Raw genomic sequence first — 21052 nt, 5'->3', positions numbered from 1 at the left:
GTTTTATGTTTTTTTTGTCTTAAATCTTTTTCTAATAAAGTAACCTATTGCAAACAGGATAATGATAAACGGCCAAATACTCAGTAAATTTATAAATAAACTCGACATACTATTGAACCCAGATTTGATGGCAGTCCAAATTTTCATTCCATAAGAAGCTGTTACGCCACTTTCTTCAGCGATAGATTTGTAGAATTCTATGGTAATGGTGCTGAATGAAACTCGGTTTTGCATATAGTTCAACTGGCCTTCTTTTGCTTCGATTTCTTCGCGAATGGAGGAAAGTTGTGCCTCAATTTCTAACATCTCAGAAACTTTATTTGCTTTTTTTAGAAGTTCGAGATAACGGTTTTCCAGTACTTTTTTAGCTTTTAATCGAGCATCGATATCAATATATTCTGCGGTTACATCTTGAGATGATATTTCTTTATTGTCAAAATAAGCAACTCCTTTTGAAATGTCTTTCAAAAATAAATCGAAATTTTTGCTTGGAACACGAATGATTAATCTTCTAAAAACAGACCCATAATCCTTTCCCTCAGTATCATTCTGAATAGTAGCATTGTGACTCTTTACTGCATTCTGTATTTGAGTATAAGTGGCTGTTAAATCATTGGTTTGAAAACGAAGATTGCCTTCTTTGATGATTTTTGGTTCAATGTTTTGAGGAGCTTCCTTTGCCGACGCATTTAAATCTGCTTTGTCATAAAGAGCATTTCCAGCTGAAGCTTCTTTTGGAGGAAGTTTTATAGTCATTAATTTTTCGTCACTAGCAATATCTTCGGCAGCAACATCACTTTTTTTACAACTGGAAAAAGAAAAGAATAAAACAAAAAACAAGGCTATTGACTTCATAAACATGACATTTTAATGCTAAAAATACAAAAAATAGAATTGCTACTCTTCTTTTTTTATTTGAAGCAAAAACTTCTCTAACAATTGAATGGTTTTGGTATTAATTTCGGCATACGTCAATCGGTCTTTGGTTTGGTAAAAAAACATAAAGGAATACGGTTGATCCAGATTGTCAATCAATAGGTGTTTGTTGAGACGATAGGTTTCGCGTAGTACACGTTTGAAATAATTGCGGTCTACAGCTTTTTTAAAATTCTTTTTTGAAACCGAAACGCCCATTTTTATTTTTTCGCCTTCGCCAAAAGAACCGGCTTTATACACCAATCGCAGCGGATATTTAGATACTGATTTCCCTTCGGTAAACAATAATCCAATGGTGATTTTACTTTTTAGCTTTTCGTTTTTTGGGTAAGTGAAGTTCATTTTAATAGAAAAAAGACATAGATTTTAATGTACAAAGTTACGATTAAACGTTGAGCCTGTATATTGTTTCCGATTTAAATCGGGCTAAAAATATATTTCTTACTTTTGTGGCAAATTTTTAAAGCATGCAAAAACTATTTTCGTATCCCATTTCCGTAATTTATTATTTAGGTTTCGGTCTTACATTGGTTATATTTCATCCAATTCAGTGGGTTTGCTTTAATGTTTTTGGTTATCAAGCCCATAAAAAAAGTGTCGATTATTTGAATTTTTTCTTATTGAAATGCACGAACCTTTTGGGGACAACATACAAATTTGAAAATATAGAAAGCATTCCTAAAAACGTTCCTTTAATTTTTGTGTCCAATCATCAAAGTATGTACGATATTATTGCTATGATTTGGTTTTTCCGCCGATTTCATTGTAAATTTGTCAGTAAGAAAGAATTAGGAAAAGGAATCCCAAGTGTATCGTTTAATTTACGTCATGGAGGTTCTGTTCTTATCGATCGTAAAGATCCCAAACAAGCCATTCCGGCGATCAAAGGATTGTCAGAATATATTGAAAAACACAACCGTTCCGCAGTCATTTTTCCGGAAGGAACAAGAAGCAAGACTGGTAAACCAAAAGAGTTTGCACAAAGCGGTTTGAAAATTTTATGTAAGTATGCGCCATCGGCATATGTGGTTCCAGTTAGCATAAACAATTCTTGGAAAATAGTTAAATACGGGTTTTTCCCTTTAGGTTTAGGAAATCGCCTTACCTTTGTAGTACATAAACCGTTAGCGGTTAAAGATTATGATTTTTCTGAGTTGATAGCACAAACAGAAAAAGCAGTTGTTCAAGGAATAAAAATTTAATTTATATATAATGTCAATAAAAAACATTCGATTAGAAGTAATGCAGTTTTTGGAAAAAAACGTAGACAGCTTTGTCGATCAGTATCTAATTCCAGTGGAGAAAATATGGCAACCAACAGATTTTTTGCCTAATTCTCAAAGTGATACTTTTTTTGATGAGGTCAAAGAATTACGTGAAATTGCAAAAGAATTACCATATGATTTCTGGGTGACTTTAGTAGGTGATACCATTACCGAGGAAGCTTTGCCAACCTACGAATCCTGGTTAATGGAGGTAGATGGAATTGATAATGTAGAGCGAAACGGCTGGGCTAAATGGATCAGACAGTGGACTGGAGAGGAAAATCGTCATGGCGATTTACTGAGCAAATATTTGTATTTATCAGGTCGTGTGAACATGCGTGAAGTAGAAATGACAACACAACACCTTATCAACGACGGTTTTGATATTGGAACCGGAAGAGATCCGTACAAAAATTTTGTGTATACCAGTTTTCAAGAATTAGCAACTTATGTTTCTCACAACAGAGTGGCGCAAATGGCTAAGAAATATGGCGATAACAAATTGTCTAAAATGTGCAAAATGATTGCTGGTGACGAGATGCGTCATCATCATGCGTACAGCGAATTTGTAAACCGTATTTTTCAAGTTGATCCAAGCGAAATGATGCTTGCGTTTCAATACATGATGAAAGCAAAAATCGTGATGCCAGCGCATTTCTTGAGAGAATCAGGTGAAAAAATCAGTACTGCTTTCGAACAGTTTTCTGATTCGGCACAACGTATTGGGGTTTACACGGCAGCGGATTATGTGGATATTATGCAAAAATTAATTGACAAATGGGAGATTGATAAAATTTCCGGTTTGACTGATGAAGCAGAAAAAGCCCGTGATTACTTGATGAAATTACCGGCAAGAATGGCAAAAATTTCAGAAAGATTAGTAATTCCACAAGAGTCACACATCTTCAAATGGGTGGAGCCAGCTTTAGTACGATAGATTTTTGAATTCTAAATAAAGAATAAAAATGTTGAATTTTGAAGTTGGAGAACTTTGAAATTCAACATTTTTTTTAAAAGTATATAAACAATGATAAACCCTGATTTAATAAGCAAAACGATTCTTTTTGTAAAAGAAAAATTAGAAAATGCCGAAGGCGGACACGACTGGTTTCATATCGAAAGAGTGTTTAAAAATTCCGTTCTGATTTCAAAAAATGAAGTTTGCGATACCACTGTCGTAAAACTTGGGGCTTTGCTTCATGATATTGCCGACAGTAAGTTTCATGATGGTGACGAAAGCGTTGGACCAAGAATAGCGCGTGAATTTTTAGAATCTGAAAATGTTGATGAAGAAATCATCGCTCATGTGGTAAATATCATTGAAAACATCTCGTACAAAGGTGGTAATTTCGAAAAGAAATTCTCTTCCATAGAATTGGATGTGGTTCAGGATGCAGATCGTTTAGATGCGATTGGCGCGATTGGAATTGCCAGAACGTTCAATTATGGCGGATTTAAAAATAGAGCGCTTTACGACCCAAAAATAGCTCCAAATTCCAGTATGACAAAGGAAGAATACAAGAAGAACGATTCTCCAACGCTCAATCATTTTTACGAAAAGTTATTGCTTTTGAAAGATAAGATGAATACCCAGACTGGAAAACAAATTGCACAAGAAAGACACCGTTATATGGAAGGATTTCTGGCGCAGTTTTATGCGGAATGGGAAGGAGAGAAGTAGGTTTTTTTGTTGTAGAGAGGCACGGTAGAGAGGCACGGTAGAGAGGCACTGCAGTGCCTCTCTACATGATTATTTATATAATCCCTTTCGCTTTCATTTCCAGAATCACATCCGAAGCGTTTTTAAAAGTTGGCGCTTGCTCAATAATGCTTCCCACTCTTTTTTTATTGAGTTTAAAGGTGATGTCATTCTCTGTTGTAAACAGTAAAGCGGTTAAAAATGGATTATTCATATACGGAGCCAATATAATAAAAGCTTCGTCAAGCGTATGGAAACTTTCTACTTCTTCGGTTTTGTAGCGCGCTGTAACCGAAAGACTAAACACGTCATTTTCCAATAAAACGGGACGCACATAAATATTTTTCAGTTCCGTATCACCAATGGTTTTTGCAAGTGTTAATTTGGCGTAAGTTCCATTTTGGATACTTTCTTTTACATTTTCCCAGAAAAGTGTAAATACAGGTTGGAAGGACATAGGTTTAATTTTAGATGATGTGTTATATTCCGAAACGGGTCTGTAAAATTAAGTGTTGTAAATCAAACAATCCGTTTTTGAGGAAAGATTATTTTAAAGGAGAATCACTTATAAACTAAAAAGAGAACCATTGTGGCTCTCTTTTGTTATTATTTTCCAGTAAACACTGCTTTTCTTTTCTCTAAGAAAGCCGTTGTTCCTTCTTTAAAATCTTTGGTTCCAAAGCATTTTCCAAAGGCTTTTATTTCGGCTTCATACCCATTTTTTCCTTCTTTAAAATTAGCATTGACTGCTTTTATGGCTTTGCCAATGGCATACGGAGAATTCTTTATTATTTTATTGGCCACACTCACACAATAATCTAAAAGTTCTGCTTCTGGGACTACGTGATTTACCAATCCAGTTCTGTAAGCGTCTTGTGCTGTTACCATTCCTGCGGTCATAATCATTTCCATCGCACGTCCTTTTCCTATTAATTGTGGCAAACGTTGTGTGCCTCCATAACCCGGAATTACGCCCAGCGAAACTTCAGGCAATCCCATTTTTGCATTTTCTGAAGCGACTCTGAAATGACACGCCATCGCTAATTCTAATCCGCCACCCAATGCAAAACCATTTACGGCTGCAATTACCGGAGTTTTTAAATTTTCTATGAAATCAAATAATTTTTCTTGTCCTTCTGCTGCTAATTGTGTTCCTTCTTCAATCGAGAAATTAGCAAATTCTGAAATATCAGCACCGGCTACAAAAGCTTTTTCACCGCTTCCAGTTAGAATAATAACACGAATTTCATCATTTTTCCCTAATGTTTTAAAGGCTTTGTTCAAATCAGAAATAGTGGCAACATTCAAAGCGTTTAGTTTTGTAGGACGATTAATGGTAATCGTTGCGATGTTATTTTCAGTTGCAATTAAAATATTTTCGTAATTCATAATTGTAATTTTAAGAGTTAATTATTGGAAGTGAAACAGTGAAAGTCGTTCCTTTTCCAAATTCAGTTTCAAAGGTAATTGTTCCTTTGTAATTTTCAATAATGTTTTTTATAATACCAAGACCAAGACCCATTCCACTGCTTTTAGTGGTGAATTTTGGTTCGAATATACGGTCGATGTCTTTGGGCTGAATGCCAATTCCGTTATCGGCAACAGTAATTAAAACGTTGTTTAATTCTTTTTTTACCGATACAATAATAGACTTGTTTTCCTGCTGTTCCGGAATGGACTGAATGGCATTTTTTGCTAAATTCGTGATAATTCGAATGAGTTGAGTTCGGTCAATTTTCGAAATAATTTCGGGAGAATCACGGTGAAATTCAATATATTCTTCGTTGAAAATATCCATGGCAAGTTCTACTACTTCTACCACATTCAAGGTTTCATTTTGCTGTGCCGGCATCGATGCAAAATTTGAAAAGGCCGAAGCCACCGCACTCATCGTATCAATTTGTTGAATTAAAGTTTCGGAGTAGTCGTTCATTTTCTGCTTTACATTCGGATCAGTCGGGTCAAATTTCCGCTGAAAACTCTGCACTGTTAATCGCATTGGCGTAAGCGGATTTTTGATTTCATGCGCCACTTGTTTCGCCATTTCACGCCAAGCTTCTTCTCGTTCGCTTTGTGCTAGTTTAATGGCACTTTTCTCTAACTCATCTACCATCCCGTTGTATGCTTTTATCAGTAAGTTAATTTCCTTACTATTAGCTTCCAGAACAATTTTCTCATTTTTTTGATTCAAACTCGTTTCGCTTAATTTATCTGAGATTGTCTTTAACGATTTTGTGATGTATGAAGAAAGGAAATAGGCCAATGCAAAGGCAACGATAAGCATAAAGGAATACACTTGTCCCAGTCGAATTAGAAAGCTTTTTAGCTCGTTTTCATAATAGCCGTCGTCTTCTACGTAAGGCAGGTTTAAGATTCCTAATGGTTTAAATTTGTCGTCTTTAATTTGGCTGAAAGCAGAACGGTTCTTTTTGCCATCAATAGTTTTAATGTCCACGTATCTTTTTTCAATCGAAGAGCGAACTAGTTTTAAAATATATTTAGGAATTGGTGGAGCCACTTTATCGACAGAAAACGATTCTTTGGAGGATTTTAGCAGTTTTCCGTCAAGGCTATAAATGTTAATCTCGATGTTATGAATGTGGGCTAATTCGTGAATTTTATCTTTAAAAATTAAATCTAAATTATTGGAATTCAATGGGTAAGTTGTTGTAGAAAGCACATAGTTGATGTGCTCTTTTACGGCATTCTCATTGCGTTCCAATCGTTCTTGGTGGTATTCTTTGGCTTCGTTTTTAAACTGAATAATAGAAATAGAAGCCAATAAAACCGAAGCCATTACTATCAATACAATCATCGAAAGGAAAATCCTGATTCGTAATGATAGCATTGATATTTTGAAGCTTTTAAACATATTAAGATTGATTTCTTTCTCTTATTTTTTTATAAAATTTAAATCCAAGCATAATTAAAATGGAAAAGAGAAAGATTCCAATTACACCATAAATCCAATTGACCGCATTTTTTAAAATTACTAAAAAAACCACTGCAAAAAGGATAATCGTTGCGCCTTCGTTCCACAAACGCATGAAATTTGTGGAATATTTCACTTCATCATTTTGCAATTGCTTGAATATTTGATGGCATTTTCCATGGTATAAATACAACACAAATACGAAGCCAAGTTTTACGTGCATCCAAGGCATTTGTAACCAAGAACGTCCTAAATCAGTAAAAAACAGCATCCAAAAAGCAAATATGCTGGCTAAAACTGCTGATGGCCAAGTGATAATGTACCACAAGCGATAGGTCATTATTTTGTATTGTTTTTGCAATATTTCTTTCTCTGGCGAAGGTTTTTGTGCCGCTTCAATTTGGTAAACAAATAAACGAACAATGTAAAATAATCCTGCAAACCATGTGATTACAAAGATGAGGTGTAAGGATTTAAGGTAATTATAGTATTCCATCGTTAGTTTGAATCAGTTTTGTGTTCATTTCTTTTTTTAGAAAATAGCCAGTCAATAATGTTGATAAAATATCAGCAATTGGGAATGCAATCCACACTCCAAAAATACCTAAAAAATTTGGTAGAATCAGCACTAACGGAATCAGGAAAAAACCTTGTTTGCTTAAGGTCAAAAGCAATGCTTTTTTTGCCTTTCCCGCCGCTTGAAAATAAGCCGCACCAATTAGTTGAACAGCAATAATTGGCGAAGCTGCAAAAACCCAGCGTAAGGCTTCCGGAGTTTGGTCAATCACGAGTGAATCTGTAGTAAAAATAGCGACTATAGGTTTGGCAAAAATTAGAATAACCACAAAAATAACGGTGGCTAAAAAGGCGGCGTATTTTATAGAAAGCAGTACACTTTCTTGGACTCTTTCATAATTTCCTGCTCCGTAATTATAACCAGCAATTGGCAGAAATCCTTGCGTAATTCCCAGAATTGGAAACAAGGCAAACATCAACATTCGGCTTATAATTCCATAAATAGCAACGGAATGTTCACCACCATAGGTGTATAAAGTATGATTCAGGATTATTGCTAAAATACTCACGACTCCTTGTCTCGAAAAGGTTACAAAACTCAATTCTGTTATTTCCTTTACAATAGGAATGTTGAATTTGAAATGCCTGGCTTTTAGTTGTAGTTCACTTTTAAAATAAAAAAACCAAAACACAAATAAGAAGCAGGTAAAATAGGATATGGCTGTCGCCAAAGCAGCGCCAAACATTCCTAAATTCAAGTATTTTATAAAAATAATATCTAATAAAATATTTATAAAAGCCGGGATAATCATAGCGACCATTGCAAATTTGGCTTTGCCTTCTGCACGAATCACGTTGTTTCCCATCATGCAAAGTGCCAAGAACGGAACGCTTATAATTATAGGAATAAAAAATTCTTTTGCGGGCTCCATTATGGCTCCTTTCGCACCAAAAAGCAGCAGCATTTCGTCGCTGAAAAAAAGACCAAATAGCACAAAAACAGATGCCAATAAAAAAGTCATCATGATTTGATTGCCAAAAGTATGCAATGCTTTTTCTTTATGATTCGCTCCCAATGCTCTGGAAAGTACAGAACCTCCGCCCACACCAATTGCCATTCCTAAAGAAGAAATCAAAAAGGTGATAGGCAAAACTACGGTTACCGCCGCAATGGCCAAAGAACCAATCCATTGACCAACAAATATAGTGTCAATTAAAATATTAACCGACATGAATAAAATCCCAATAGAAGACGGAACTGCTTGTTTTATCAAGAGTTTTTTGATGTCCTGAGTTCCTAACTCATCGGCGGTAACAGCCATTTAATCGTTAATTTTTTCGGAGTCAACTTTAACGGATGAAGAGACGTTTGACCAATTTGAAATCCAGTTACTCACAGTTTTACACCAATCATCGCTGTCATTTAAACACGGAATTGCTAAGAATTCTTCACCACCATGAGTTTTAAATTCATGATTGGCTTCCATGGCAATTTCTTCCAAAGTCTCCAAACAATCCGATACGAAAGCAGGCGTTACAACGGCAAGTTTTTTAATTCCTTTTTCAGGCATTTTGTTTACTTCAACATCGGTATATGGCGTCAACCATTTGTCTCCCGCTAAGCGCGATTGAAATGTCTGGCTGTATTTTCCTTCTGGGATTCCCAGTAATTTTACCACTTGTTTTGTGGTTTCGTAACATTGGTGACGGTAGCAAAATTCATGTGCCGGTGAAGGCGTGTTGCAACAAGAACCGTCTATTTTACAATGTGATTTGGTGATATCTGTCTTGCGAATGTGACGCTCTGGAATTCCGTGATAGGAGAATAATAAATGATCGTAATCAAAACCTTCTAAATGACCTTTGATAGAATCAGCCAGATTTTGTAAGTAATCAGGTTTGTTATAAAAAGCTGGAACAATAGTAAATTTCATTTCCGGAAAGTGCTTTTTACGCAATTCTTCGGCTAGTTCTAATATGGTAGTTGTAGATGCCATCGCATGTTGTGGATACAACGGAAAAAGCAGTACTTCATTCACACCTTTATCATGCAATTCTTGTAAACCGGACAATAAAGATGGATTTCCATAACGCATCGCTAAGGAAACAGGAACATCAACTAATTGCTTTACTTTGGCGTGCATTCTTTTGGAAATAACGACAAGTGGAGAACCTTCGTCCCACCATATTTTTGCGTAAGCGGCTGCCGATTTTTTAGGTCTTGTTTGTAAAATTATCCCACGAACTAATAATGCTCGCAACAAAAACGGAACATCAATTACGTATTTGTCCATTAAAAATTCATCTAAATATGGTTTTACGTCTTTTGGAGTTGGACTTTCCGGAGAACCTAAATTAACTAATAATACACCTTTCATTTTGTCTTTTTTTGTTGGCACAAAAGTAAATAAACTTACTTTTTTATAAATTGCGATTAACTATTTTTTATTTATTGTTTAATATAAGAAATCAATTGTTTACTGCATATTTGGATTTATCGACATCAAATATTTCTTTGGCGTGGTGGCAAATTTCTTTTTGAACGCAGCTATGAAATGACTTCCGGTGCTGTATCCAATTTTCAATCCTACTTCGTTTACATTGTAAGAGCCGCTGTCCAGTAATTTTCGGGCAAAATCCATTTTGTAGTCAAATAGAAATCCGTAAACCGTATCGCCATAAATTTGTTTGAAACCCATTTTTAGTTTCTTTAGATTCAAACCTATTTCATCTGCTAATTCTTGTAATCCAGGCGGTTCGGCCATGTTGGCAATGATAATTTCTTTGGCTTTTCTAATCTTCATTACATTATCCTCATCAATTAAAAACGGACATTGTTCTGCATTTGGATCTTCGGTTCGGTTGAAATACAAACTCAATAATTCGTATCCTTTTCCCTTATAATACAGGTTTTTTATGGACGGATGCAAGCTGTAATGGAACAGCTGGGACAACACAATTGCCATCGAGGGACTAATATTCCCTTCGTTGTAATATTTTTTGTCCTTATTATCAGCGCTTAAAAAAGTAATATAATCCGCCTCTGTCGAAAACAAAGCATGAAATTTTTTGATGGAAATAATCACGGATATTACCCAGGAATTTGGGGCTAATTCCAGATTCAAAGGCAGTTCCTTTTGTGGATTGTACAAAAGCAATGATTTTTCCTCTTTCAGTTCCAATGCATAGTTTCCTTGGTTGAAAATGAATTTTGCGTTTCCTTTTAATCCAAAATGAAACTGAATCAATCCGCTGCTCACTTCACGTTGGGCTTGAAAGGCATCGGTGCCGTCATTCTGAAAGCGAATTAAGATAAAGTCATCTTCAATTTTTATAATTTCTTGGGAACCCATAGCGATGTTTTTTTAATGTAAAAATGATAATTATCAGATTGTTTTATTTAGAAACACTCTAAATAAAGCAATTAAAATCACCCGTTTATGCTACAAAAATAAGGGTTTTTATAATAAAACAACGATTTAAAACTAAAAAATCACATAGCGATACAAAAAGTACTTCTAGCGTTACTTTTATAAATACTATAGTTCTAATTTTGTTTCACTTTCTGGAAAAGTGCAAATATGGAAAACAATAACACATCAAAGCATCACTATTTTTACGCAGTTGGATTGAGCTATAAAAAAGCAGATGCTGAGATTAGAGGTAAGTTTAGTTTAGACGCTGCTGCAAAAACGCGTTTGCTGGAACAAGCTAAGAATGAAGGAATAGAGAGTTTAATAGTCACTTCTACCTGCAACCGTACTGAAATTTACGGTTACGCGGAACATCCCTTTCAATTAATCAAATTAATTTGCGAGAATAGTCAAGGCTCTGTTGAATCATTTCAAAAGGTAGGTTTTGTCTATAAAAATCAAGAAGCCATCAGCCACATGTTTCGTGTAGGAACTGGTTTAGACAGTCAGATTCTTGGTGATTTTGAAATTATTGCCCAAATAAGAAATTCCTTTTCACAGTCAAAATCGCTGGGCTTAGCCAATGCTTTTATGGAACGATTAGTGAATGCCGTTATCCAAGCTAGTAAAAAAATAAAAACAGATACAGAAATTAGTTCTGGCGCCACTTCGGTTTCTTTTGCCGCAGTTCGTTATATTATCAACAATGTGCAAGACATTGGAAACAAAAATATTCTCTTGTTTGGTACTGGGAAAATTGGGAGAAATACGTGTGAAAATTTAGTAAAACACACTAAAAACGAACATATTACCCTAATTAACAGAACCAAAGAGAAAGCAGAGAAATTAGCCGGAAAATTGAACCTAATCGTAAAAGATTATTCTGAACTGCATTTGGAACTACAAAAAGCAGATGTTGTTGTGGTAGCAACCGGCGCACAAAATCCAACGATAGACAAAGCGATTCTAAATTTGAAGAAACCAATCTTGATTTTGGATTTATCGATTCCGAAAAACGTGCATGAAAATGTAGAAGAAATTGAAGGCGTTACGCTGATTCACATGGATTATTTGTCACAACTAACAGACGAAACTTTAGAAAATAGAAAAAAACACATTCCTGCTGCTGAAGCTATCATCGAAGAAATCAAAGAAGAATTTATTACGTGGACCAAAGGCAGAAAATTTGCGCCGACAATCAATGCGTTGAAAGCAAAATTGAATGCGATAAAAACATCTGAATTGGATTTTCAAAGCAAGAAAATTTCAAATTTCAATGAAGAGCAAGCTGAAATAATCAGCAACAGAATTATCCAAAAAATAACGACGCATTTTGCAAACCATTTGAAAGATGATGATACGATGGTGGATGAAAGTATTGAATGGATTGAGAAAGTTTTCAAAATAGGAGCGACTACAAAATAATGAGCAAAATTATACGCATAGGAACCCGCGACAGCGAACTCGCGCTTTGGCAAGCCCACACCGTCGAAAAGAAGCTAAATGATTTAGGGTATAAAACCGAAATTTTAGCGGTAAAATCACAAGGAGACATTATCCTTGATAAACCACTTTACGAATTAGGAATCACAGGAATTTTTACTAAAACACTTGATATCGCCATGATAAATGGTGATGTTGATATTGCGGTGCATTCCATGAAAGATGTTCCTACGGCTTTGCCAATAGGAATTGTACAAGCCGCTGTTCTGGAAAGAGCGAATACTTTGGATATTTTAGTACACAAAGGAAACCTTGATTTTCTTAATGGGGAAGGTACAATTGCCACAGGAAGTTTGCGTCGTCAAGCTCAATGGTTAAATAAATATCCCAATCACAAAGTAGTGGATTTGCGTGGAAACGTCAACACGAGAATGCAAAAATTGCAGGAAAGCGATTGGAACGGAGCTGTTTTTGCGGCAGCAGGATTAGAAAGAATCAACTTGAAACCTTCTAATTATATCGATTTGGATTGGATGATTCCGGCGCCGGCTCAAGGTGCTATGGTAGTTGTTGCAATGGCAAATGATGAATTTTGTAGACAAGCGCTAAACGAACTCAACGATATTGATACCGAAGTATGTACACATATTGAAAGACAGTTTTTAAAAACACTCGAAGGCGGTTGTACGGCACCAATCGGTGCTTTAGCAGTTTTTGTAGAAGATGATATTTTGTTTAAAGGCGTTTTATTTTCTATCGATGGAAAGCAAAAAATAGAAATCGAAAAAACCGTTCCGATGCAAGAATGGAAGAAATTAGGCTTTTATTGTGCCAAAGAAATTTTAGAAAATGGCGGAGCAGAATTGATGACAGCAATTAAAATTAATTTGAAAAAATAATGAGCCAAACAAGCATTTTATCCACCAAAACATTGTCGGCAGAACAAAGGCAAGTATTTCTGGATGCTAATTTTGATCTTTTAGAACAAGATTTTATCGAAATTAAAAACAACCTTTTTGAACTGAAAACAATCAACAACAACTTGATTTTTAGCAGCCAAAATGCTGTTTTAAGTTTGATAGAACAAAACGGTTGGGAAGTTTTAAAGACGAAACCTGTTTTTTGTGTAGGGATTAAAACCAAGGAATTACTTGAATCGCATGGATTTACAGTTGATGTTTATTTGGATTACGCCTCTGAATTAGCCGAAATAATCACTTTAATTTACAATAAGGAAAGCTATACTTTTTTGAGCGGAAATTTGCGTAAAGAAACATTGCCTGAAGCATTAAAAAGCGCAGGAATAACGTTTAATGAAATCGAAGTGTATCAAACAACACTTGCGCCTTTTAAAATATCAGACCAAGAAAATTTTGACGGAATTCTATTTTTTAGTCCATCTGGCGTTGAAAGTTATTTGACAAATAATAAAATCAAGAATGAAGTTTGTTTTTGCATAGGCACTACTACAGCATCAGCATTAGAAACAAAGAAAATTAAAAACATAGTAATTGCCGAAACACCAACTATCGAAGAGGTGATTGAGGAAGTTATTGAATATTATAAAACGGAAAGCATCTAGCTATCTGCTAAAATTTAAATACATGATTAAGAACGACCTATTTTTAAGAGCACTAAAAGGAGAAACAGTACAACGTCCACCAGTTTGGATGATGCGTCAAGCGGGAAGATATTTACCGGAGTTCATCGCTTTGCGTGATAAATATGATTTTTTCACCCGTTGTCAAACGCCCGAATTAGCTGCTGAAATCACCGTACAACCAATACGAAGAATTGCTCCGGATGCTGCGATTTTATTTTCGGATATTTTGGTAATTCCACAGGCTATGGGAATTGAAGTGTTGATGAAAGAAAATTTTGGTCCGTTTTTACCAAATCCTATTCGTACGATTCAAGATGTAGAAAAAGTAATCGTTCCAGATGTAAATGAAACATTAGGATACGTTTTTGACGCTATCAAATTGACCAAAGAAATGCTGAATGATGAGGTGCCGTTAATCGGTTTCGCAGGTTCTCCTTGGACAATTATGTGTTATGCAGTGGAAGGGAAAGGTTCTAAAAGTTTTGATATGGCCAAAGGATTTTGTTTCCAACATCCAGAAGCAGCGCACGTTTTATTGCAAAAAATCACGGATACCACTATTTTATATTTGAAAGAAAAAGTAAAAGCGGGAGTAAACGCCGTTCAAATTTTTGACTCTTGGGGTGGAATGCTTTCGCCAGTGGATTATCAAGAATTCTCATGGAAATACATCAACCAAATCATTGAAGCATTAGCTGATGATGCTCCGGTGATTGTTTTTGGAAAAGGATGTTGGTTTGCATTGGGTGAAATGGGGAAAAGTAGAGCATCAGCATTAGGAGTGGATTGGACTTGTTCTCCAAGAAATGCACGATACTTGTCTGGTGGAAATATTACTTTACAAGGAAATTTTGATCCATCAAGATTGTTGTCTCCAATTCCGGTGATTAAGAAAATGGTACACGAAATGATTGACGAATTCGGGAAAGATAAATACATCGTGAATTTAGGTCACGGAATTTTACCGAATATTCCTGTTGATCACGCGAAAGCGTTCATTGATGCAGTGAAGGAATACAATCAGTAGTCAGTCACAGTCACAGTTTTTACTTTCCATTTTTGGAATTGAAAAACTGCTGCTGAAAATTAATTTATAATGAAAGAACAATTTTATTCTTACATACAAAACCTTCAAGATCAAATCTGTAAAGGATTGGAAGCAATTGAAGGTCAAGCCAAATTCCGTGAAGACCTTTGGGAACGTCCGGAAGGCGGCGGCGGAAGAACCCGCGTGATAGAAAATGGAACCGTTTTCGAAAAAGGCGGAGTGAATATTTCGGCAGTACACGGGAAATTACCGGAAGCCATGCAAAAGATGTTCAATGTAGGCGAAGCTGATTTTTTTGCCTGCGGATTGAGTTTGGTTTTACATCCGAAAAATCCAATGACACCAACAGTTCACGCGAACTGGCGTTATTTCGAAATGTACGATGACAATGGAAACGTAATCCAGCAATGGTTTGGTGGCGGACAGGATTTAACACCCTATTATCTGTTTGAAGAAGATGCGATTCATTTTCATCAAACCTGTAAAACGGCCTGCGACAAACATAATCCAGAATTTTATCCCAAAAACAAAAAACAATGTGATGCCTATTTCTGGAACGCTCACAGGAATGAAGCGCGTGGAATTGGCGGATTGTTTTTCGATTATTGCAAAGCAACAGATACAATGTCAATGCAAGATTGGTACAACTTTGTAACCGAAGTTGGTAATAGTTTTCTGCAAGCGTATGTTCCCATTGTTGAAAAAAGAAAAGATTTACCGTATACTCCAGAACAAAGAATGTGGCAGGAGATTCGCCGCGGTCGTTACGTAGAGTTCAATTTAGTTCACGATAAAGGCACTTTATTTGGTCTAAAAACCAACGGAAGAATCGAAAGTATTTTGATGAGTTTACCACCACATGTGCAATGGGTTTACGATCATCACGCAGAAGCAGGAAGCGAAGAAGAAAAATTAGTAAACGTATTAGAAAATCCAAAAAATTGGATTGTAGATTGATGATTAACGATTTTTGATTTCAGATTTTCTGTTATCAACATTTAGTTTTAAATCATAAATCAGCAGTCGCTAATCTAAAATCATAAATCATATGTTCCCATTACACAGAGGCAGAAGATTAAGAACAAACGAATCCATAAGAAGTTTAGTTCGTGAAACCAGTTTGAGTCCAGCGGATTTTATGTTTCCTATGTTTATTGCTGAGGGAGAAAATTATCAAGTAGAAATTTCCTCTATGCCAGGAATATTTCGTCGTTCTATAGATCTAACGGTAGAAGATGTCAAAGAAATATTTGCATTGGGAATTCGTGCCGTGAATATTTATGTAAAAGTAAGCGAGAATTTAAAAGACAATACAGGAAAAGAAGCTTGGAATCCAAACGGATTAATGCAAAATGCCATTCGTGCCATCAAAGCCGCTTGTCCGGAAATGATTGTAATGCCTGACGTAGCTTTGGATCCGTATTCTATTTATGGCCATGACGGAATCATTGCAAACCGTGATGTAGAAAATGATTCGACGAATGCAGCCTTGGTGAAAATGGCTGTTTCTCATGCGCAAGCGGGTGCCGATTTTGTAGCGCCATCGGACATGATGGACGGACGCGTGTTGCGTTTGCGCGAAGGTCTTGACGCTGCCGGTTTTCACAATGTGGGTATCATGAGTTATTCTGCTAAATACGCTTCTGCATTTTATGGGCCGTTCCGTGATGCGTTAGACAGCGCTCCTGTTGACGCCACTGAAATTCCAAAAGACAAAAAAACATACCAAATGGATTATGCCAATCGCATTGAAGCCATCAAAGAAGCGTTGTGGGACGTGGAAGAAGGCGCTGATATGGTTATGGTAAAACCCGGAATTGCGTATTTAGACATCGTTCGTGAAGTCAAAAATGCCGTAAATGTTCCGGTAACGGTATACCACGTTTCGGGAGAATATGCGATGATTAAAGCCGCTGCCGAAAGAGGTTGGTTAGACCATGATAAAATTATGATGGAACAATTAATGTGTATCAAACGCGCCGGAGCCAGTTTAATTTCGACTTATTTTGCTAAAGAAGCTGCAATACTTTTAAACAAATAGAAATGAAAAAATGTTTAATAATAGCGGTTTTATTGCTATCCAATAGTATTTTTGCACAAGTTGAGGTGGTTTCCACTTTCATCGAGAAATGGGATAATTCCAAAGATTATTTAGTAGCCGTTGCAGAAGCTATGCCGGAAGATAAATATGATTATAAACCTGCTGAACGTGAAATGTCGTTTAGAGAACAATTATTTCACATACAAGACAACATGAATTGGTTGGGCACAACGCATTTTTCCAAAGAGAAATATGTAAAAAAAGAAGCGGTAAAAGGACTTTCAAAAGCGCAAATCGTCCAAGAAATAAAAGCCTCTTTTGATAAAGCAAAGACATTTGTACAAAAAACCAATAATATTGAACTGTCCCAAAAAGTAGATTTTTTTGCTGGTCCAAAATCAAAATTACAAATACTCAACTTGATGCAAGATCATGTTACCCATCACAGAGCGCAAATTTTAGTATATTTGAACCTGAATGGAATTCAACCACCCAAGTATGTTGGTTGGTAATTTTGCAATTTAGATACTTATAATTAAAGAAATTAACATGAGAAAGACGTTGTTTTTATTTGCCGTTTTAGCCTTTGCTTCTTGTAAAAAAGAAGAAGTCAAAAAAGAATCTTTATACCCAACCACTACCGAAGAAGTTGCGCAAACTCCAGAGGAATTAGGAGAAGAAATTTTCAAAGGAAAAGGAAATTGTGTGGCCTGTCATCAAGTAGACAAGAAAGTGATAGGGCCAAGTCTGCAGGATATTGCTAAGATTTATAAAGATAAAAACGCAAGTATCGTAACGTTTTTAAAAGGTGAGGGCGAGCCTATTGTTGACCCAAGCCAGTATGAAGTAATGAAAACAAACTTCGCCGTTACCAAAGCGATGTCTGATGACGAATTGAAAGCCTTAGAAGCTTACGTATATTCAAATTTAAAATAATCCTGGCGTTTTTCAGGAGCTAATCCCGCTCTACGCTGTATTCCCGATAAATAAAAACTACGGCTAAAAAGCCTTGTTTTTCTAAATCGGGAGATGTCGCTGCTATCGGGGCTAAAATACAAGAACCATTCGTCTCTGCGAATGGTTTTTTTTATGTCTAAAACTGTTTGAGCGTATTTATTTTTGAACTTTCTTGCTTCTTTAGAAACAATGTGGTTAATTTTTTTATCTTTAAAATATGGAAACAGCATACATCAAAACGCCTTTAGGGATCGCTACAATAATCGGCGATGAAAATGGAATATCTGTAATTTCAGTTTCGGATGAAGGAGAAATTTCAACTACAATTCCTGCTGTTGTGCAAGAAGCCGTTACGCAACTCAACGATTATTTTGAAGGGAAACGAACCAATTTTGACTTTGCACTGAATCCAAAAGGTACTGAATTCCAACAAAAAGTTTGGAAAGGATTACTCGAAATCCCATTTGGGAAAACCTGTAGCTATATGGATTTGTCTAAAAAACTGGGCGATGTCAAAGCGATACGAGCCGTCGCTTCTGCTAATGGTAAAAACCCGCTTTGGATTGTCGTTCCCTGTCACAGAGTCATTGGAACAGATGGTTCCTTAACAGGATATGCGGGTGGTTTATGGCGCAAAAAATGGTTGTTAGAGCATGAGAATCCAACCACACAACAAAGTCTATTTTAAAAACATACTTCTTAGATTTTTAGAAGGTTAGACACATTAGATTTCTTTGATTTTTAGAAATTTAGATTGTCTCAGATTCAAAAAAATCAATCAAGTTTACTAATTTAGGTTTTTGTATTTAATCTAAAAATCTAAGAAGTCAAAAAATCTAACAAATCTAGCTGATGATAGAAAAAATAAATCTCAATAACATTTTGTTCCTCGACATAGAAACCGTTCCGGAAGCCGAAGATTTCAATGCATTAGATGCTGAAATGAAAGACCTTTGGGAACACAAAACCCAATACCAGCGCAAAGACGAATACACGCCTGAGGATTTTTACGACCGTGCGGGAATTTGGGCCGAGTTTGGGAAAATCGTTTGTATCTCCGTGGGTTATTTTACTATCAAAGGCGATATCCGAAATTTTAGGGTGACTTCTTTTTTTGGTGAAGAAAAGAAAATATTGCTCGATTTCAATAATTTGCTGAACAATCATTTCAATCAGCCGCAACATGTCTTGTGTGGTCACAATGCCAAGGAATTCGATATTCCTTTCCTTGCCCGACGTATGATTATCAACCAAATTGCTATTCCCAATAAGTTGAACCTATTTGGGAAAAAACCATGGGAAATCCCGCATTTGGACACTTTGGAATTATGGAAATTTGGCGATTACAAACATTTTACTTCTTTAAAATTGATGTGTAAAGTACTTGGAATCCCTTCTCCAAAAGGCGACATCGACGGCAGTCAGGTAGGACATGTTTTTTATGTAGATAAAGACATTGACCGCATTGTAACCTATTGTGAAAAAGACACGATTGCCGTAGCACAAATTTTCTTGAGATTACGAAGGGAAGAATTGTTAATTGAAGACGAGATTATTCACGTATAAAAATTCAATGGCAATTTCAATTTCAAAAATCAATACTAGTGCATAACATCTAGATTTGTGTTTGATATTGACCTTGTCTTTTTGCTATTGTCATTGCAATTGATTTATTACATTTACAAAAATTATAGATTATGGTATTGAGTAGATTTTGGTTGGTCATTTTTATTTCAGCAATTGTATTTGTAGTGTTTAGTTTGTTTTCTGGAGACAGTTATACCATTGATCACGTTTTGAACGGAAAGAAAGATGATCCAATTCTGGTTTCGGAGAAATTTGCCGAAGAACTTCCTGCTTTTATTAAAGACAGCATCAAAAAAGCACCAGAACAAACCATGATTATCAATCGGGATACGTTAAATGCGGATACGACTTATGTGTATAAAAACAAAACTGTAAAAATTTACAGCGGTGTTCAAAAATCAGATGGTTTATTGCCAACGTGTAAAAGTACTTTGCTAGATTTAATCCTTCCGCTGATGGCTTATTTGGCTTTTTTCTGTGGATTGATGGAACTTTTAATCATTTCCGGAGCTTCTGGAAAATTAGCTAAAGCATTGAGTCCTGTTTTTGTAAAAGTGTTTCCGAGTATTCCCAAAAACCATCCTTCCATTTCTTATATGACCTTAAATTTCGCTGCCAATTTCTTAGGATTAGATTCTGCCGCAACTCCTTTTGGTCTAAAAGCTATGGAGAGTTTACAAGAAATAAATCCAGAGAAAGACAAGGCCAGTGATGCGCAAATTATGTTTATGTGTTTGCATGCTTCAGGCCTTACTTTAATCGCTACGTCTATTATAGGATATCGTGCTGCAGCTAATGCAAGCAATCCTGCTGATGTGATGCTGCCTTGTATTATCACTTCTTTTATCGGGACTATTGCCGCCTTTTTAATTGTTGGAATCAAACAAAGAATCAATTTCAAAAGTGCTTCTCTAGTGATTGTATTGATGGTTTTAATAGCTGCTATTGTTGGTTTGTTGATGTATGTGAACCATTTGGATTTAATTGGAAAAAACTATTTCACCTCTAATCTTTCTGCTTTAATATTAATTGGAATCATTGCTTTTACCTTGATTTTCTCCTTTATAAATGAGAAGAAATTTACAGAAGCATCTACTACAGTTTTTGAAAGTTTTGTAGTAGGAGCCAATAATGGTGTGAAAACCGGAGTGACTATTTTTCCTTATGTGTTGGGTATGTTAGTAGCTATTTCTTTATTTAGAAACAGTGGTTTATTTGAAATTATTAGCAATTGGATTGCTTTCATTTTTTCTAATATGGGAGTAAGTAAGCAAATTACGGATGCCTTACCAGTTGCATTGCTTCGTCCCTTTAGTTCTGCAGGATCAAGAGGATTTTTGATTGACTCGATGAATACTTTTGGTGCAGATTCCTTAACGGCTAGATTGGCCAGTATTTTTCAATGTAGTGCCGAAAGTACTTTTTATGTGATAGCCGTTTATTTCGGTTCTGTAAATATTAAAAACACGCGTTATGCACTAGGGACAATGCTTGTCGTAGATTTAATCTGTGTGATTACTGCTATTTTTGTCGCAACTTGGTTCTTTTAAAAATAAGAATTTTGAAGCAATTTGATTTCTGAATGGAATTGCAAATCAAAGTATAAAAAAAA

The 21052-nt window shown here is 35.7% G+C and carries 24 protein-coding genes; 14 read left to right on the top strand and 10 right to left on the bottom strand.

Annotated features, from left to right (window positions below; genetic code table 11):
- Positions 1–3 precede the first annotated feature (3 nt).
- Together QLS97_RS02065 and QLS97_RS02060 are read right to left on the bottom strand one after the other, a co-directional pair.
- Complete coding sequence (locus QLS97_RS02065) at positions 4–855, bottom strand: DUF4349 domain-containing protein (RefSeq protein WP_282714018.1); 852 nt, start codon at positions 853–855, stop codon at positions 4–6.
- A gap of 42 nt (positions 856–897) precedes the next feature.
- Complete coding sequence (locus tag QLS97_RS02060) at positions 898–1278, bottom strand: ribonuclease P protein component (protein ID WP_282714017.1); 381 nt, start codon at positions 1276–1278, stop codon at positions 898–900.
- 125 nt (positions 1279–1403) lie between these two features.
- Between QLS97_RS02060 and QLS97_RS02055 the strand changes: the two genes are divergently transcribed.
- From QLS97_RS02055 to QLS97_RS02045, 3 genes are all read left to right on the top strand, one after another.
- Entirely contained in the window at positions 1404–2138 is a 735-nt protein-coding gene (locus tag QLS97_RS02055) for a lysophospholipid acyltransferase family protein (protein ID WP_282714016.1), read from the top strand.
- A gap of 10 nt (positions 2139–2148) precedes the next feature.
- Positions 2149–3138 (top strand): acyl-ACP desaturase, encoded by a 990-nt coding sequence (locus QLS97_RS02050; RefSeq protein WP_282714015.1) that lies wholly within the window; start codon positions 2149–2151, stop codon positions 3136–3138.
- A 90-nt stretch (positions 3139–3228) separates the two neighbouring features.
- Entirely contained in the window at positions 3229–3882 is a 654-nt protein-coding gene (locus QLS97_RS02045; protein ID WP_282714014.1) for an HD domain-containing protein, read from the top strand.
- A 73-nt stretch (positions 3883–3955) separates the two neighbouring features.
- Here QLS97_RS02045 and QLS97_RS02040 read toward each other — a convergent pair whose 3' ends face one another.
- From QLS97_RS02040 to QLS97_RS02010, 7 genes are all read right to left on the bottom strand, one after another.
- Positions 3956–4357, bottom strand: a complete 402-nt coding sequence (locus tag QLS97_RS02040) for a hypothetical protein (protein WP_282714013.1) — start codon at positions 4355–4357, stop codon at positions 3956–3958.
- A 149-nt stretch (positions 4358–4506) separates the two neighbouring features.
- Positions 4507–5289 carry an enoyl-CoA hydratase/isomerase family protein gene (locus QLS97_RS02035; RefSeq protein ID WP_282714012.1) on the bottom strand — a complete coding sequence of 261 codons (783 nt, stop codon included), beginning with the start codon at positions 5287–5289 and terminating at the stop codon, positions 4507–4509.
- Between the two features lie 10 nt (positions 5290–5299).
- Positions 5300–6715, bottom strand: coding sequence for an ATP-binding protein (locus QLS97_RS02030; protein WP_282715522.1), 1416 nt, complete (start codon positions 6713–6715; stop codon positions 5300–5302).
- Between the two features lie 58 nt (positions 6716–6773).
- Positions 6774–7328 (bottom strand): CopD family protein, encoded by a 555-nt coding sequence (locus tag QLS97_RS02025; RefSeq protein WP_282714011.1) that lies wholly within the window; start codon positions 7326–7328, stop codon positions 6774–6776.
- A complete protein-coding gene (locus tag QLS97_RS02020; RefSeq protein ID WP_282714010.1) occupies positions 7315–8670 on the bottom strand; it encodes an MATE family efflux transporter in 1356 nt (451 codons plus the stop codon). Before QLS97_RS02020 ends, QLS97_RS02025 begins: the two co-directional genes overlap by 14 nt.
- Positions 8671–9726, bottom strand: coding sequence for a ferrochelatase (gene hemH / locus QLS97_RS02015; protein WP_282714009.1), 1056 nt, complete (start codon positions 9724–9726; stop codon positions 8671–8673).
- A 99-nt stretch (positions 9727–9825) separates the two neighbouring features.
- A complete protein-coding gene (locus QLS97_RS02010; RefSeq protein WP_282714008.1) occupies positions 9826–10701 on the bottom strand; it encodes a helix-turn-helix domain-containing protein in 876 nt (291 codons plus the stop codon).
- Between the two features lie 228 nt (positions 10702–10929).
- Between QLS97_RS02010 and hemA the strand changes: the two genes are divergently transcribed.
- The 8 genes from hemA (at position 10930) to QLS97_RS01970 (ending at position 17832) form a co-directional block, all read left to right on the top strand.
- Positions 10930–12186, top strand: coding sequence for a glutamyl-tRNA reductase (gene hemA / locus QLS97_RS02005; protein ID WP_282714007.1), 1257 nt, complete (start codon positions 10930–10932; stop codon positions 12184–12186).
- Positions 12186–13103, top strand: a complete 918-nt coding sequence (hemC, locus tag QLS97_RS02000; RefSeq protein ID WP_428831765.1) for a hydroxymethylbilane synthase — start codon at positions 12186–12188, stop codon at positions 13101–13103. Before hemA ends, hemC begins: the two co-directional genes overlap by 1 nt.
- Positions 13103–13786, top strand: a complete 684-nt coding sequence (locus tag QLS97_RS01995; protein WP_131914539.1) for a uroporphyrinogen-III synthase — start codon at positions 13103–13105, stop codon at positions 13784–13786. The genes hemC and QLS97_RS01995 overlap by 1 nt, the downstream gene beginning before the upstream one ends.
- Positions 13787–13808: 22 nt before the next feature.
- Positions 13809–14834, top strand: a complete 1026-nt coding sequence (gene hemE, locus QLS97_RS01990) for a uroporphyrinogen decarboxylase (RefSeq protein ID WP_039108302.1) — start codon at positions 13809–13811, stop codon at positions 14832–14834.
- 69 nt (positions 14835–14903) lie between these two features.
- Positions 14904–15812, top strand: coding sequence for an oxygen-dependent coproporphyrinogen oxidase (gene hemF, locus QLS97_RS01985; protein ID WP_282714005.1), 909 nt, complete (start codon positions 14904–14906; stop codon positions 15810–15812).
- Between the two features lie 91 nt (positions 15813–15903).
- Complete coding sequence (gene hemB / locus QLS97_RS01980; protein ID WP_282714004.1) at positions 15904–16896, top strand: porphobilinogen synthase; 993 nt, start codon at positions 15904–15906, stop codon at positions 16894–16896.
- Between the two features lie 2 nt (positions 16897–16898).
- The gene (locus QLS97_RS01975; protein ID WP_282714003.1) at positions 16899–17408 is read left to right on the top strand and encodes a DinB family protein; all 510 of its coding nucleotides are present in this window, start codon (positions 16899–16901) and stop codon (positions 17406–17408) included.
- Between the two features lie 37 nt (positions 17409–17445).
- Complete coding sequence (locus QLS97_RS01970; protein WP_282714002.1) at positions 17446–17832, top strand: c-type cytochrome; 387 nt, start codon at positions 17446–17448, stop codon at positions 17830–17832.
- On the opposite strand, the gene QLS97_RS01965 is transcribed toward QLS97_RS01970, so the two are convergent.
- Positions 17808–18083, bottom strand: coding sequence for a hypothetical protein (locus tag QLS97_RS01965; RefSeq protein WP_282714001.1), 276 nt, complete (start codon positions 18081–18083; stop codon positions 17808–17810). The genes QLS97_RS01970 and QLS97_RS01965 overlap by 25 nt on opposite strands.
- Here QLS97_RS01965 and QLS97_RS01960 point away from each other — a divergent pair.
- From QLS97_RS01960 to QLS97_RS01950, 3 genes are all read left to right on the top strand, one after another.
- Positions 18071–18541: a methylated-DNA--[protein]-cysteine S-methyltransferase gene (locus tag QLS97_RS01960; protein ID WP_282714000.1), complete on the top strand. Its 471-nt coding sequence runs from the start codon at positions 18071–18073 to the stop codon at positions 18539–18541. The two genes, QLS97_RS01965 and QLS97_RS01960, sit on opposite strands and share 13 nt — an antisense overlap.
- 164 nt (positions 18542–18705) lie before the next feature.
- On the top strand, positions 18706–19419 hold the full coding sequence (locus QLS97_RS01955; protein WP_099713896.1) for a 3'-5' exonuclease: 714 nt from the start codon (positions 18706–18708) through the stop codon (positions 19417–19419).
- 131 nt (positions 19420–19550) lie between these two features.
- The gene (locus QLS97_RS01950; RefSeq protein WP_282713999.1) at positions 19551–20990 is read left to right on the top strand and encodes a nucleoside recognition domain-containing protein; all 1440 of its coding nucleotides are present in this window, start codon (positions 19551–19553) and stop codon (positions 20988–20990) included.
- Positions 20991–21052 lie beyond the last annotated feature (62 nt).

The organism is Flavobacterium yafengii (genome assembly GCF_030010375.1).
Classification (GTDB): domain Bacteria; phylum Bacteroidota; class Bacteroidia; order Flavobacteriales; family Flavobacteriaceae; genus Flavobacterium; species Flavobacterium yafengii.
The sequence above is the reverse complement of the archived record's forward strand: the minus strand, read 5'-3'. Positions and strand labels throughout refer to the sequence as shown.

What these genes read in the sequence shown, in the direction of transcription:
- hemC (WP_428831765.1), top strand. Translation starts at nt 12,186, where the DNA reads ATGAGCAAAATTATACGCATAGGAACCCGCGACAGCGAACTCGCGCTT.
- QLS97_RS01995 (WP_131914539.1), top strand. Translation starts at nt 13,103, where the DNA reads ATGAGCCAAACAAGCATTTTATCCACCAAAACATTGTCGGCAGAACAA.
- QLS97_RS02045 (WP_282714014.1), top strand. Translation starts at nt 3,229, where the DNA reads ATGATAAACCCTGATTTAATAAGCAAAACGATTCTTTTTGTAAAAGAA.
- QLS97_RS02020 (WP_282714010.1), bottom strand. Translation starts at nt 8,670, where the DNA reads ATGGCTGTTACCGCCGATGAGTTAGGAACTCAGGACATCAAAAAACTC.
- QLS97_RS01960 (WP_282714000.1), top strand. Translation starts at nt 18,071, where the DNA reads ATGGAAACAGCATACATCAAAACGCCTTTAGGGATCGCTACAATAATC.
- QLS97_RS02055 (WP_282714016.1), top strand. Translation starts at nt 1,404, where the DNA reads ATGCAAAAACTATTTTCGTATCCCATTTCCGTAATTTATTATTTAGGT.
- hemB (WP_282714004.1), top strand. Translation starts at nt 15,904, where the DNA reads ATGTTCCCATTACACAGAGGCAGAAGATTAAGAACAAACGAATCCATA.
- QLS97_RS02060 (WP_282714017.1), bottom strand. Translation starts at nt 1,278, where the DNA reads ATGAACTTCACTTACCCAAAAAACGAAAAGCTAAAAAGTAAAATCACC.
- QLS97_RS02050 (WP_282714015.1), top strand. Translation starts at nt 2,149, where the DNA reads ATGTCAATAAAAAACATTCGATTAGAAGTAATGCAGTTTTTGGAAAAA.
- QLS97_RS02025 (WP_282714011.1), bottom strand. Translation starts at nt 7,328, where the DNA reads ATGGAATACTATAATTACCTTAAATCCTTACACCTCATCTTTGTAATC.
- QLS97_RS02065 (WP_282714018.1), bottom strand. Translation starts at nt 855, where the DNA reads ATGAAGTCAATAGCCTTGTTTTTTGTTTTATTCTTTTCTTTTTCCAGT.
- QLS97_RS01970 (WP_282714002.1), top strand. Translation starts at nt 17,446, where the DNA reads ATGAGAAAGACGTTGTTTTTATTTGCCGTTTTAGCCTTTGCTTCTTGT.
- QLS97_RS01955 (WP_099713896.1), top strand. Translation starts at nt 18,706, where the DNA reads ATGATAGAAAAAATAAATCTCAATAACATTTTGTTCCTCGACATAGAA.
- QLS97_RS01965 (WP_282714001.1), bottom strand. Translation starts at nt 18,083, where the DNA reads ATGCTGTTTCCATATTTTAAAGATAAAAAAATTAACCACATTGTTTCT.
- hemF (WP_282714005.1), top strand. Translation starts at nt 14,904, where the DNA reads ATGAAAGAACAATTTTATTCTTACATACAAAACCTTCAAGATCAAATC.
- QLS97_RS01950 (WP_282713999.1), top strand. Translation starts at nt 19,551, where the DNA reads ATGGTATTGAGTAGATTTTGGTTGGTCATTTTTATTTCAGCAATTGTA.
- QLS97_RS02010 (WP_282714008.1), bottom strand. Translation starts at nt 10,701, where the DNA reads ATGGGTTCCCAAGAAATTATAAAAATTGAAGATGACTTTATCTTAATT.
- QLS97_RS01975 (WP_282714003.1), top strand. Translation starts at nt 16,899, where the DNA reads ATGAAAAAATGTTTAATAATAGCGGTTTTATTGCTATCCAATAGTATT.
- hemH (WP_282714009.1), bottom strand. Translation starts at nt 9,726, where the DNA reads ATGAAAGGTGTATTATTAGTTAATTTAGGTTCTCCGGAAAGTCCAACT.
- QLS97_RS02030 (WP_282715522.1), bottom strand. Translation starts at nt 6,715, where the DNA reads ATGATTGTATTGATAGTAATGGCTTCGGTTTTATTGGCTTCTATTTCT.
- hemE (WP_039108302.1), top strand. Translation starts at nt 13,809, where the DNA reads ATGATTAAGAACGACCTATTTTTAAGAGCACTAAAAGGAGAAACAGTA.
- hemA (WP_282714007.1), top strand. Translation starts at nt 10,930, where the DNA reads ATGGAAAACAATAACACATCAAAGCATCACTATTTTTACGCAGTTGGA.
- QLS97_RS02035 (WP_282714012.1), bottom strand. Translation starts at nt 5,289, where the DNA reads ATGAATTACGAAAATATTTTAATTGCAACTGAAAATAACATCGCAACG.
- QLS97_RS02040 (WP_282714013.1), bottom strand. Translation starts at nt 4,357, where the DNA reads ATGTCCTTCCAACCTGTATTTACACTTTTCTGGGAAAATGTAAAAGAA.